This is a genomic window from Clostridium sp. ATCC 25772 (assembly GCF_001573875.1).
Classification (GTDB): Bacteria; Bacillota; Clostridia; order Clostridiales; family Clostridiaceae; genus Clostridium_J; species Clostridium_J senegalense.
The window spans coordinates 75203-88205 of the sequence record NZ_LFRG01000008.1; the positions used below are offsets into that span (position 1 = coordinate 75203).

13 protein-coding genes are annotated in these 13003 nt (G+C 28.0%); 12 read left to right on the top strand and 1 reads right to left on the bottom strand.

What is annotated here, in order from left to right:
* Positions 1-166 precede the first annotated feature (166 nt).
* From AZI32_RS04085 to AZI32_RS04095, 4 genes are all read left to right on the top strand, one after another.
* Positions 167-1444, top strand: coding sequence for a DUF1963 domain-containing protein (locus AZI32_RS04085; protein ID WP_061994625.1), 1278 nt, complete (start codon positions 167-169; stop codon positions 1442-1444).
* A gap of 97 nt (positions 1445-1541) precedes the next feature.
* Positions 1542-2015 (top strand): macro domain-containing protein, encoded by a 474-nt coding sequence (locus AZI32_RS04090; RefSeq protein WP_061994626.1) that lies wholly within the window; start codon positions 1542-1544, stop codon positions 2013-2015.
* 24 nt (positions 2016-2039) lie between these two features.
* Positions 2040-2174, top strand: coding sequence for a hypothetical protein (locus AZI32_RS19010; RefSeq protein WP_275934971.1), 135 nt, complete (start codon positions 2040-2042; stop codon positions 2172-2174).
* A gap of 174 nt (positions 2175-2348) precedes the next feature.
* Entirely contained in the window at positions 2349-3977 is a 1629-nt protein-coding gene (locus tag AZI32_RS04095) for a hypothetical protein (RefSeq protein ID WP_061994627.1), read from the top strand.
* Positions 3978-4060: 83 nt separating this feature from the next.
* On the opposite strand, the gene AZI32_RS04100 is transcribed toward AZI32_RS04095, so the two are convergent.
* Positions 4061-5065 carry an AraC family transcriptional regulator gene (locus AZI32_RS04100; protein ID WP_061994628.1) on the bottom strand — a complete coding sequence of 335 codons (1005 nt, stop codon included), beginning with the start codon at positions 5063-5065 and terminating at the stop codon, positions 4061-4063.
* A 214-nt stretch (positions 5066-5279) separates the two neighbouring features.
* Between AZI32_RS04100 and AZI32_RS04105 the strand changes: the two genes are divergently transcribed.
* From AZI32_RS04105 to AZI32_RS04140, 8 genes are all read left to right on the top strand, one after another.
* Entirely contained in the window at positions 5280-6230 is a 951-nt protein-coding gene (locus AZI32_RS04105; protein ID WP_061994629.1) for an iron-hydroxamate ABC transporter substrate-binding protein, read from the top strand.
* Positions 6217-7209, top strand: coding sequence for an iron ABC transporter permease (locus tag AZI32_RS04110; RefSeq protein ID WP_061994630.1), 993 nt, complete (start codon positions 6217-6219; stop codon positions 7207-7209). The genes AZI32_RS04105 and AZI32_RS04110 overlap by 14 nt, the downstream gene beginning before the upstream one ends.
* Positions 7209-8216, top strand: a complete 1008-nt coding sequence (locus AZI32_RS04115) for an iron ABC transporter permease (protein ID WP_061994631.1) — start codon at positions 7209-7211, stop codon at positions 8214-8216. The genes AZI32_RS04110 and AZI32_RS04115 overlap by 1 nt, the downstream gene beginning before the upstream one ends.
* 2 nt (positions 8217-8218) lie before the next feature.
* Positions 8219-9004 carry an ABC transporter ATP-binding protein gene (locus tag AZI32_RS04120; protein WP_061994632.1) on the top strand — a complete coding sequence of 262 codons (786 nt, stop codon included), beginning with the start codon at positions 8219-8221 and terminating at the stop codon, positions 9002-9004.
* Positions 9005-9009: 5 nt separating this feature from the next.
* Entirely contained in the window at positions 9010-10260 is a 1251-nt protein-coding gene (locus tag AZI32_RS04125; protein ID WP_061994633.1) for an MFS transporter, read from the top strand.
* Positions 10261-10482: 222 nt separating this feature from the next.
* Entirely contained in the window at positions 10483-10857 is a 375-nt protein-coding gene (locus tag AZI32_RS04130) for a BlaI/MecI/CopY family transcriptional regulator (protein WP_235700157.1), read from the top strand.
* Between the two features lie 4 nt (positions 10858-10861).
* Positions 10862-12022 carry a M56 family metallopeptidase gene (locus tag AZI32_RS04135; protein WP_061994634.1) on the top strand — a complete coding sequence of 387 codons (1161 nt, stop codon included), beginning with the start codon at positions 10862-10864 and terminating at the stop codon, positions 12020-12022.
* Between the two features lie 75 nt (positions 12023-12097).
* Positions 12098-12955 carry an ABC transporter ATP-binding protein gene (locus AZI32_RS04140; RefSeq protein ID WP_061994635.1) on the top strand — a complete coding sequence of 286 codons (858 nt, stop codon included), beginning with the start codon at positions 12098-12100 and terminating at the stop codon, positions 12953-12955.
* The last annotated feature ends 48 nt before the right edge of the window (positions 12956-13003 follow it).

Consider the following 13003-nt stretch of genomic DNA (forward strand, 5'->3'; position numbering starts at 1 on the left):
TTTCTTAAGACTTATGATATTATTGAAATATATGTAATAATTTATAGAATAGAGTTAGAAATATAGATATTAAAGATTATAAACCATAGAAAAGGCAAACGAAAGTGAACAAATATAGAGAGAGATTTATTCACTTAAGTTATAGCATAGATACGGAGGAATAATTTTGGGTGAGCGAATACCTTGTATTACGGAAGGTTGCAAGGCAACTATTTTACAAATAACAGCTGATAGAACTGGTGGATATTGTATGCCATGTTATCAAAGAATGAAAAGAAAAGAACGTGAGGAATTTATCAAGAAAAATAGGAAAGACGTTAATTTATATGCTAACATAAGTGACCCTGTTGAAATTTTAAAGATAATGCACAAACCTAAGAAATGTAATCCTTTAGAAAATTACGTGAAATACGAAAAAAGTATTGAAGAAATGTATACTTCTCTTTGTAAAGAAGATATAGAAAAGATGAAGGATTATGCTATAAATCTAATTGAAAGTGAAAACATAGAGATGGCACAAGATATATTGTTATCAATTGTATGTTACACCAATACAGAAGTGGAAGAATGCTTAAAGGCTTTAATAAAGAAAAATGAGTGTTATCCTGACATAATATTTAAAGATGCTCCAATTGATGTTAGGGATTATCTTATAGGACAAGTTAGTAAAGGCTCAGATACTTTAAGTTTAAATCATATGTTAAGAGCTTTAGCTTGGATTGGTGATGCAAAAGTTGTAGATTTATTTTATCAATGGAGAAAGAATCCGCCTAAGTGGAGAAATAAACTTTATGTTCCACCAGAAGAATATTCTTTAGAGGCTGGATGGGAGTTAACAGAAGAGGGGAAAAGAAGAAATCTATTTTTTGAAGATTGTTATGCTATTGAAAAGAAAAATCCTCTTGTAGATGAACCTGTATTGTTTTTGCAGACAGAAGATAAAAAATGTGAATGGTGCGGAGAAGCATTAGTTAATTTAGTTAGTTTTGATTTAACTAACTCATTTTTTGAATTTATGAATTTGAATGGTAACAGATTAAATATAGCAACTTGTCCTATGTGTAATTGCTATGAACCTATATATACTGATATTGATACTAATGGAGCTACATATTGGAGCAAATTAAATATTAAACCACAATATCTATGTGATACAACTAATGAGGAAAGTCCAATTTATAAAGCATCAATAAGTATGTCAAAGGTAAAGAGAAACTGTTATCATGCAGCAAGTGAATTTTTACAAACAACATTTTCTCAAATCGGAGGATATCCTACTTGGATACAAGATGCAGAATACCCAAAGTGTCCAAAATGTTCAAAACATATGAAGTTTATTGCACAAATTGATTGGGCTGATATTGAGGAATATGGTGAAGGTATACATTATGCTTTTATCTGTGAAGAATGCAATATAGCTGCTACACATTATCAACAAACTTAGGAGTTAAACAGATAAATTTATTTAAAATATAAAATGAAAATGTGAAATGAGAAGTTTAGAGGAATAACATGCTAAATAGATTTTGGAGGAAAGAAAAATGAAAAAAGAAATTATATATTTGAAAGGCGATGCTACTACTCCGAGTATAGACGGAAATAAAATAATTGCCCATATTTGCAATGATATTGGTGCATGGGGTAAAGGATTTGTATTAGCTCTTTCTAAAAGATGGAATAAACCTGAGAAGGAATATAGAAAGTGGTATAAAGATGATTCTAATTTTGAACTTGGAGAAGTTCAGTATGTACAAGTTTCAGAAGATATATATGTTGCTAATATGATAGGACAAAGAGATATAAAAAGAGGCAAATCAGGCCCACCTATTAGATATGAAGCTGTTGATAAATGTCTAGAAAAAGTAGGAGAAAGAGCTATAGAATTAAATGCCACTATACATATGCCTAGAATTGGATGTGGGCTTGCAGGTGGTAAATGGGAAGAAATTGAGAAATTAATAAATAAAAATATATGCTCTAGGGGTATAGATGTATATGTTTATGATATAAATTAAATTTATTATAAATAGTACAGTGTAGTGCATTTAACATTTTTCGGTAAAGAAGAAAGTGAAGCATATCCTAAAACTAAAGTATATAAAGATTTGAATGATTGGATTAATAGATGTATGGTACCAGATTATAACGAATTTAAATATAGGGTTCCAAGTTGACTTTTAAAATTATCCATTCCAAAACTTGGATACCTAAAATAGTGAGACATGCTCAGAATCACTTAGAATTTAACACTGCATCTTGTATGAAAATATTTTAAGGTTATTGAATAAATTTAAGTTGGAGCTTGTTTCCCTATAGTTAACCAAAGCTGAAAGAAAGTGATTATAAATATGATTAAAAAAGTTTTAGAAAGAATAACCAACTATAATAAAAGAAAATCAGTAAAGGTAGATGACTCAATAGATTTTGAGAAAATTAACATAAGGGAAGAGAGAATATTTAGAGACTTATTAGCTAATGATTTAACATTATTAGCTATTCCAGATGTATTTAAGTTATTGCTTAGTAATAATGAAAAAATGAAGTTGCAGGCTGCAGAAATTCTCAATAATTTTGTTAGGACGTTAAGTTTTAGTCAGCTAGTTAAGATGGATACAATATTTAGGGAAAGGACTTCCTTTGAATGGTATTATGATTGGAATAATAAAAATCCTAATGATCTGATTCATCCTTTAATGTCACAAGAGGAGAAGATTACAATATTAGGGTTAAGTAGTTTTCATCCAAATGGATATTTTAGAGAAAAGGCAATACTTGCTCTTTCAAATATAAAAACAGGAAATGAAATACCATACATCTTAATTAGGCTTAATGATTGGGTAAGTCAAGTTAGAGACACTTCAAAAGAACAACTAGAAAGATACATAACTTTAGAATATATTACGGATTTTGTAGATAATTTACCTTTAGTATTAAGATTAAGGGAATGTTCAAGGGATGAACATAGTCATATTATAGATAAAATTATTTCAATAATGACTACTAAAGAAGGTTCTGAAAAATTAATATATGGACTTCAATCAACGGATTCAAAAATGAGGTTAGCTTGTTATAAGATAATCCTTGAAAGAAAAGTTATAGACAATAAAAGTATTATAAAATATTTAATAAAGGATAGTGATCCTTACAATAGGCTATTTGTACTTAGAAATATAAAAAATGAAATAACAGGTGAGGAATTTATTGATATTTCACAGTTATTGATTAATGATAAGCATTCACAAATAAGAATTATTGGACTTGAACTATTATATTATTTTGCATCTAAAGAAGCTATAAATATGTTAGAAAAGAGTTTATTTGATAACAATCAAGCAGTTAGAGAGTTATCACGATACTTGCTTTCAAAAAATAAAAAATATGATTTTGCAGCAATATACCATGATGGAATAGAGAAAAATGATAAACTATATTCTAGTATTTGTGGACTTGGAGAAACAGGTAATAAAAATGATTCAAAACTTATTGCTAAGTTTATAGATTCGGATATCACTAAAATAGTAAAGGCATCAATTATTTCTTTAGCAGGATTAAATATGGAAGAGTATAAAGAAAAAATTCTTTTGTTTTTAAACGATAAAAGAGCAGGCATATCTAAGACTGCAAGAAAGGTTTTAGGCAAAGAGATTAATGCTAATGATATAGATAATATATATAAAATCTTTAAAGAAGATACATATTACCATGTGAAAGTTAATTCTGCCATTCTTTTATGTTCATTAAGTAAATGGAATGCTATAAGGTATATTTTAGAACTATGTGCTGATAAAGAAAAAGAAATTTCAATGCTTGGGCAAAGAACACTTGAAAGGTGGAAATTGAAATATAATCAATCCTTTATAGCTCCTAGTAATATTCAAATAAAGGAGTTAAGGGAAGCTTTAGAGTGTTTTGGAAAGTCAATCAAAGATAGTGATAGGTATTTCATTGAATCCTGTATAAGAGATTTTAGTAAGTAGAATATACTATTTAAGAGAATGTAAAAACCATCTTGATGTTTAAAACTGAATTTTAAGCATTAAGGTGGTTTTTTATATAAATTCTATAACTTCATTTTTCTAAATGCTAAAGGCGTTTTTCCATGTACATTTTTAAACATTTTTACAAAGTTTCCGCTATAATTATATCCAACCATTTTAGATATTTCATCAATACTTAATTCTGTTGTACATAGCAAGTTTTCTGCTGTAGTCATTCTAAGTGAATTAGTATATTGTCTAATTGACATATGATATTTTGCAGAGAATCCTGCCTTTAATTTTTGTTCATTTAAAAACACCATTTTGCTTAGGCTTTTTATTGTCGGTGGATTACATATTTCTTTTGTTAAGATATCATGGGCTTTTTGGATTGCATTTATATCTGATGCAGTTAGAGTAATAGATCTATTATTCCCTATTTTAATATCTCCATAATTAAGCTGATTAGTAAAAACATTTTCAGGTGAAGAAGATATCTCATTATAAAGTAACGCTATTGATTCTAAAATTTTGCTTTCTAAGTATAATGAAGTCAATTTATTAGATTCAGCTAGACTTCTTAATTTTTGAATAATAGAAGCTACTTCAAGAGGTAGATAATTATAGGTATAGTTGTTAATAAATTTATCAAAAACTATAGATTCTGGAAAGTTTGAATGTATTATTTCTTCAAAGTATTTTTTATAAATTGTTATTTCTGCACCATGAAAGTGTTGACCTTTTTTCCAATGTTGCTTTCCTTTTATGTTTTTTTCAGATACAAAAAATGAGGATGGACTAAAAGAAGATACTGGATTATTTTCAATTTTAAATTTAGTTTCGCCACTATAAACAGTTCCAAACCGTAATATTTCTTCATTATGTTCAAAAACAAGAGAAAAACTTTCTGGAATTGTATAGTCGCCAATTCCAAATTCATAATACTTATCTCTATTATATTTAATAAAATATCCTAGTTCAGGTCTATTTTCATTTTTATATATTGTGTAGTTTTCATTTGGATAGGGTGTAAAGGTCATTTTATTTAAAACTTTATTTTGAAATTCCTTTGTTGTTTTGCAAATCATAGTATATACCTCATTTTTATAAATTTTATGCTTAGTTTTGGACATAATATTTTTTAATATAAGTTTTTGCTATCTAAATAATAATTATTAGAATAGATGATAAAATTATTAAATTAGATGCAAGGATTGAAATGAGAATGAAACTCATATACAATAAGTTCAGATAAATCGTAACACAAAAAGTAGATAGGAAGCAATACTAAGGAGGAATATTATGAAGTTTAATTTTTTAAAGAGCACGATAATTATCTGTATAACGGCTATATTTTTAGTGGGATGCGGAACAAATAAAGAGGTAAAAGAAGATAACGGAGTAGAAAGCACTGTAACAGTTACAGATGTAAGAGGAGAAGTTGAAATACCAGCAAATCCTGAAAAAATAGTAGATTTAAGTGGTAATAGCGATATTTTATCAATTTTAGGTTATAAAGTTATAGGAACTGCAAATAGTGATGCTTATGATTACACTAAGTTTCCTTCGTATTTAGAGGATACATTAAAAGGTGCAGAGATTTTAGGATATAGCATGCAAGATACTATGGATATAGAAGGGGTAATGAATTTAGAGCCAGATTTAATAGTTATATCAACAGTTCAAGAAAAAATGTATGACCAATTAAATAAAATTGCACCAACAGTTATGATTCAATTAGATGCATTAGACTGGAAAGCAGATCTTAAATCTTTTTCAAAGGTATTTAATAAAGAGGATAAAGCAGATAAATGGCTAGCAGATTATGAAGCTAAGGCTAAAAAGGCTGGCGATAAAGTTAAAGGAGAATTTGGAGAAGATAAAACATACCTTTCATTTTTGGCAAGTGGAGGACAATTTTTTATATTTGATGGAGCTGGTTTTGGTAGCGTGTTATATGAAGATATGGGTCTTAAAAAACCAGAAGGAATGCCAAAGCAAGGTGATATAAGCCTTCCAGTTGTAACTTATGAAGGATTAGCATCAATTAAAACTGATTACATATTTTTAATGGCAACAAAAGAAGATTTAGCACAATTAGAAAGTAATGCAATTTGGAATAGTTTACCTGCAGTTAAGAATGGTAATGTTATTGTATTAGAAGCATCACCTTATTTTAATCAAGGGTACAGCTCAATTGGAAGAGATATATTAGTAGATGAAATAGGTGAGATGTTAAATGAAACTAAGTAATAAACGTACAATAGTTTTTCTGTTTTGTAGTTTGTTACTTCTAATAGTGGGACTGATTCTAGCTGTAAAGCTAGGATCTGTCCATATTACTTTTAAGGATATTTGGAATAGCATTTTTAATTATAATAAAACTTTAGAACTTATGTTAGTTAGAGATGTACGTATTCCAAGGGCACTTTCTGTTTTATTAACAGGAGGAATTTTAGGAGTAACAGGTGCAATGGTTCAAGGTGTTACAAGAAATCCAATAGCAGAACCGTCTATATTAGGGGTGAGCCAAGGAGCAACTTTAATAATAGCAATTTTTTATGCAGTAGGAGTTACAATAAACACTAAAAATGTAATGATAGCTTCTTTTATAGGAGCACTTATAACTGGAATTATAGTTTTAGCATTTATATCAAAAAAGGCAAATAATAATTCTATTACAAAGATACTTTTAGCAGGAACAGCTATGAGTACATTTTTCATTTCTTTAACTACAATAATTGGATTATTAACAAATCAATCTCAAATGATAGCCTTTTGGGTATCTGGAGGTTTTAGAAATGCCACTTGGGCAGATTTTAAATTAGTATTTATATTTGCAATTATAGGACTTGTTATAGCAATTTTATTATCATCAAAAATAAATATATTAAATTTAGGAGACGATGTTGCCATTGGGCTTGGGCAAAATCCACAAAAAATAAGATTTAAAACTCTTATGGTAGTGATACCAATGATTGCAGCAGCAGTTGCAGTTGGTAAGAATATAGCATTTGTTGGACTTATAGTTCCACAAATAGTTAGAAAGTTATTAGGAGAAGACTATAGAAGAAATATACCATGTTCATTTTTATTTGGAGCAGTTCTTTTAACTTATGCAGACATTGCAGCAAGAATGTTATTTAATCCTTATGAAACACCAATTGGAGTATTTACAGTACTGATAGGAGTACCATTTTTTATTTCAGTAGCTAGAAAGGAGAGAGGATAATGGATAAAAAACGATTTAAAGTAGTTTTGAGTATTCTAATAGTTTTATTGTCTATATCCTTTGTAGTTACATTATGTTGGGGTACATACAAAGTCTCTGCTATAGATGTTATAAACACATTTCTAGGCAATGGAACAAGAGCCCAAAATACAGCAATATTAGATATTAGACTCCCAAGAATTTTAGTTGGAGTTTTTGTGGCAATTGCATTATCAACAGCAGGAGCAATTCTTCAAACTATAACTAAAAACGATTTAGCAGATACAGGAATAATAGGTATAAATGCTGGTGCAGCAGTGGTGGCAGTATTATTTATTACATATCAAACTGGAAGTTATTATAGTGAACTTGGAGAGTTTTCAATATTTGTTCTGCCATTTATGGCAATATTGGGAGCAGGAATTACTGCTTTTGTAATATATATGATGTCTAGTAGAAATGGGATAAGACCAAAAAGACTTTTGTTAATAGGAATTGGACTAAATGCAGGACTAAATGCTTTTATAACTTTTATTACATTTAGAGGTGGAGTTGGAGATTATAATAGAATATTAGTTTGGACATCAGGAAGTCTTTGGGGTTCTGGATGGAACTATGCAAATGTAGTTATTCCAATAGTATCAATAATGTTTATATTAGTTTTATTAAATCATAAAAAGTTAGATGTATTAAACCTTTCTGATGAACTTGCCATATCATTAGGTTTAAACTTAGAAAAGGAAAGAAAAAAGTTTTTAAGTTATGTAGTTATATTGGCAGGAACAGCAACAGCCTTTGCAGGAAATATTGGATTTTTAGGACTTATATCACCACATATGGCAAGGAAGTTAGTTGGACCGTATCATAAAAATTTTCTTGTAGTGTCAGCTATGATAAGTGTAATAATAGTAATCTTGGCAGATGCAGTTTCAAGAAATTTATTTTCTCCAATTGAAATTCCAGTGGGAATAACAGTATCAATATTTGGAGTACCATATTTTATTTATTTAATGATGAAGGAGAAATAATTATGGAAGCTATTAGTGTAAAAAATTTATCAGTGGCATATGAAAATAATATTATAATTGAAAATATGAATTTAGACATAACTAAGGGGAAAATAAGCATAATTATTGGAGCCAATGGTTGTGGAAAATCAACATTACTTAAAACTATAGCAAGAATTAATAAGCCTAAAAACGGTGATATTTTTATAAATAATAGAAATATAAAAAGCATAAAAGAAAAGGATATAGCTAAAGAAGTTGCTTTTCTACCACAGGGACCAAGTTGCCCAAGTGGACTTACAGTAAGGGAACTTGTTGCTTATGGAAGATTTCCACATCAAAAGATTATAGGTGGTCTTAATAACCATGATAAAGAAATAATTGATTGGGCAATAAAGGAAACTGTTCTTAGTGAATTTGCAGATAGAGAAATTGAAAATTTATCTGGTGGACAAAGACAAAGAGCTTGGATTGCTATGGCATTAGCTCAAGAAACAGAGATTATAATGCTTGATGAGCCTACAACTTATTTAGATATGTCATATCAGTTAGAAGTGCTAGAAGTGCTTCAAAAACTTAATCAAGAAAAGAACATAACAGTGGTTATAGTTCTTCATGAGCTTAATAATGCTTGTAGATTTGCAGATAATATCATTGGTCTTAAAAAAGGAAAAATTGTTTGTAAGGGAAAGCCTATAGAGGTAATTAATAATAGTACTTTAAAAGAGATATATGGAATAAATGCTAATATTAAAGAAAGTGAAAATGGCCAGTATCCAGTATGCATGGAGTATGAGCTTTTTAGGTAGCGTAGATGAAAAATAAAAACTTTATAATAATAGTGATTGGGCAGATTATTTCTCTATTTGGAAATGCCATTCAAAGGTTTAGTATGTCTTTATATTTACTAGAGTTTACAGGTAGTGCAGCCGTTTTTGCTAACATATTAGCAATATCAACAATACCTTATGTTTTATTTGCACCAATAGCAGGAAGGCTTTCAGACAGTGTAAATAAAAAAAAGATAATGGTATATTTAGATTTCTTTTGCTTTGCAATAATTGGATGTTATGCTTTTGTGTTACTAAGTGGAAGAGATAATGAATTGATAGTTGCTATAGTTATGTTTATGCTATCAGTGTGCGCCACATTGTATGGACCAGCTACAGTATCTTCAATTCCACAAATAGTAGAGAAAGACAAACTTACTTCAGCCAATGGAATAATAAATCAAGTAGGCTCAATTGTAAACTTTGTAGGGCCAATATTTGCAGGAATATTTTATGGAATATTAGGTATAAAAATAATAGTAATAATAAATGCAATAAGTTTTTTTATATCAGCAATAATGGAGCTATTCCTAGACATTCCAGATGTATGTAAACATGAAAATATAAAATGTAATAAAAACAATAAGTTATTATCAATGGAATTTATAAAACAATCTTTTTTAGATATGAAAAATACTTTTATTTACTTGAAAGAAGAAAAGAAAATCATATTAGGAATTATAGTTTCATATGCCTTTTGCAATATATTTTTAGTACCAATAATATCAATAATTGCACCATATTTTATAAACATATTACTAGGACTTTCTTCTAAGGTTTATGGAATGGTAGAAGGAGTATGTGTGTTAGGTATGATATTTGGGGGCTTTTTAATAAGCATGAAACCTAAAATGTTTTCAATGAAAAAATTATATTATACATATTTACCTATGATAGTAGGTGTAATTTTAATGTCTACCATAGGGTTTATAAAAGCAAATAATTATATTTTCGTAGGAATCTTTGCAATTGGTGGTATGGCAATAATGCTATCATTAACATTATCAAATGTATTAACTTTAACATTCATGCAAAAAGAATTACCAGTATACATGTTAGGGAGTGTATCAGCATTTTCAACAGCAGTAGCCACAATAAGTGTTGCACCAGGACAATTATTATTTGGACAAGTTATAGAAAGTGGAGTGCCAATAGGAATAATTTTACTAGTAATAGCAATGTTAAATGTTGCACTTATATTGTTTATTAAGTGGAATGTTAGGAATTTAGAATAAATTTATATGAAGAATAGATGATAAGTAGGAGATACTTTTAAAGACTCATGACGATATTAAATAGTTTAATATCGTCATTTTATGTTTATTTAAGTAATAAATATAAAAGATTTAAAGGTTTTAGGAAGATTACAATAAAATTAATTACATGAATATATTGACAGTAGACAAATGCCGTATTATACTAAATATACAAGGTAGACAAGTGTCGTAAAGAGGAGAGTGTTAAAGTTGAAAAAGATTCCTAGAACGGAGCTACAAGTTATGAAGTTTATATGGGCTCAAGAAATTTGTAGAGTTGCTTCTGTAGATATTACAAAATTTATGAGTGAAAAATATGATTGGTCAAAAGGAACTACATCTAAGACTCTTAGTAGATTAGTTGAAAAAGAATTTTTAAAGCAAGAAAAAGAGGGTAGACAAACATTTTATTTACCATTAATTAATAGGGAAGAGTATTTAAAATTTGAAACTAAAGATTTTTTTAGTTTTATGCATAATAATTCTTTATCAAGTATTATATCAGCTCTTGATGATTCTAAAGACATATCAGAAGGCGATATTAAAGATTTAGAAGAGTGGATAAAAAATAGGTGATGCTATGAACTATTTAATGTTTGAACTTTTAAAAACAAGTATATGCGTTAGTATACCAATTATATTGATAGCCTTATTAAAAAATAAAATTTTATGTAAGTATACTCATAAGTTAAACTATATAATCTGTATTTTGATAACTATAAGAATGCTTTTTATATCAAGTATAGGAGTATATTTGCCTTTTCAAAATAATATTATTTTAGAAAGTGTACATTCTATAAAAAAGTCAGGAACTAATAATATAGTAAATTACATTAAAATAATATTTTGTATTTGGCTATTTGGAGTTATATATATTGTTATAAAAAATATTTGTAAACAAATTTTATTCTATAAGAAGATACAAAATATAAATCACATAGTTACTGATACTAAGACAATTAAAATCTTAGAAGAAGAAAAGAAAGCTTTAAATATTAGAAAACATATTAATATATCTAAAGTAGATGGACTTTCTTCTCCTGCTTTGATAGGTATTATAAAAAATAAAATAATAATACCTAATAATGATTATGACAAAGAACAATTAAAGTGGATATTTAGACATGAATTAATTCACTTTAAAAGAAAAGATAATTTATTAAAGTTAATTTTAATGATTGCTAGTGCTATACATTGGTTTAATCCATTAGTTAAGATATTAAAAGTATACTTTGGTGAGCAATGTGAATTGTCTTGTGATGAAAAAGTAATTAAAAGATTTAGCAAAGATGAAATAAAGGAATATGCGTTTGTCTTAGTAAATACATTAAAATATAGAAATACTCTTAAAACTACAATGTTTTCATCTCAGTTCAATACAAATGGGGTTCACATTATTAAAGGTAGAGTTGAGTCAATGTTAAGTTGTAAAAAGAGAAAAAAAGGAACTTTCCTTGTAGTATTTTTATTATTTATTTCAGCATTATCAGTAATTTCATTTAATAATACGATTGTAGTTCAAGCAGGTGAAACTTCATTATATAGTAGTGAATCTATGAATAATGGAAACGTTATAAATCTTTGTGGAAATACTATAAATCTTTATGAAGATAGAGAATATGAGAATTTAACTCAAGAAGAAAAGCAGTTAGGGCTAGTCCTTTTTAAAACTGGCAAATATAGCAGTGTAACAATTGGATCGAATTTTTCATTAGCATATGCATTATTGCCAAGTTCATAGCTCGTTATAATATTAAAACAATACAGATACTAAATAGCTTAAATAGTTATTTAGTATCTATAAAGGAGGAGTAAAATGGAATTAAAGATTGAAAATTTATATAAATCATATAGAAATAAAGAAGCATTAAAAAATATAAACATTACAATGGAGTCAGGTACTTATGGATTACTTGGAGAAAATGGAGCAGGTAAGAGTACTCTTATGAGAATTTTAACTACTGTTGATTTTCAAACTAAAGGAAAGATAACCTTTGATGGTGAGGATATAATAAATTTAGATGAAAAGTATAGAGATATTATAGGTTATATGCCACAAGATTATAATGTATTTCCAAGTTTTACAGCAAAGGATTTTTTAGAATATATGGGTGCATTAAAAGGTATTCCCAAATGTGAGTTAGATAAAAAAATTCTAGAGGTTTTGAAATTTGTAAACTTAGAACATGTAGCAGATAAAAAAGTGAAGTCTTTTTCAGGTGGTATGAAAAGAAGGATAGGTATAGCACAAGCAATACTTAATGACCCTAAGATATTAATACTGGATGAGCCAACAGCAGGACTTGATCCAAAAGAAAGGATAAGGTTTTCAAATATAATAAGTTCAATGTCAAAAGATAAGATAGTTATATTATCAACGCATATTTTATCTGATATAGAAGCAATTGCAAATGATTTGATAATAATAAAAAGTGGGGAATTAGTAGAAGCTGATAATATTGATAACTTAGTAGAAAAAATAAGAGGAAAAGTTTGGGAAACTATCGTTAATCAAGATGTATTTAATAAAATAAGCCAAGATAGAAAAGTGATTCACAGAAAACAAGAAAAACAAAACATACGTGTAAGATATGTAGGTGAGAAATATGAAGGTGTTACAAGTAAACCATTAGAACCAAGCTTAGAAGATTATTATGTATCTACATGCCTTTAGATAGAATTATAATAATTTAAATGTAAAGGTAAGTATATTTTAAAACCA

Coding starts and splice junctions, on each gene's coding strand:
- AZI32_RS04115 (WP_061994631.1), top strand. CDS start 7,209: ATGGATAAAAAACGATTTAAAGTAGTTTTGAGTATTCTAATAGTTTTA.
- AZI32_RS04095 (WP_061994627.1), top strand. CDS start 2,349: ATGATTAAAAAAGTTTTAGAAAGAATAACCAACTATAATAAAAGAAAA.
- AZI32_RS04140 (WP_061994635.1), top strand. CDS start 12,098: ATGGAATTAAAGATTGAAAATTTATATAAATCATATAGAAATAAAGAA.
- AZI32_RS04120 (WP_061994632.1), top strand. CDS start 8,219: ATGGAAGCTATTAGTGTAAAAAATTTATCAGTGGCATATGAAAATAAT.
- AZI32_RS04090 (WP_061994626.1), top strand. CDS start 1,542: ATGAAAAAAGAAATTATATATTTGAAAGGCGATGCTACTACTCCGAGT.
- AZI32_RS04110 (WP_061994630.1), top strand. CDS start 6,217: ATGAAACTAAGTAATAAACGTACAATAGTTTTTCTGTTTTGTAGTTTG.
- AZI32_RS04100 (WP_061994628.1), bottom strand. CDS start 5,065: ATGATTTGCAAAACAACAAAGGAATTTCAAAATAAAGTTTTAAATAAA.
- AZI32_RS04125 (WP_061994633.1), top strand. CDS start 9,010: ATGAAAAATAAAAACTTTATAATAATAGTGATTGGGCAGATTATTTCT.
- AZI32_RS04135 (WP_061994634.1), top strand. CDS start 10,862: ATGAACTATTTAATGTTTGAACTTTTAAAAACAAGTATATGCGTTAGT.
- AZI32_RS04105 (WP_061994629.1), top strand. CDS start 5,280: ATGAAGTTTAATTTTTTAAAGAGCACGATAATTATCTGTATAACGGCT.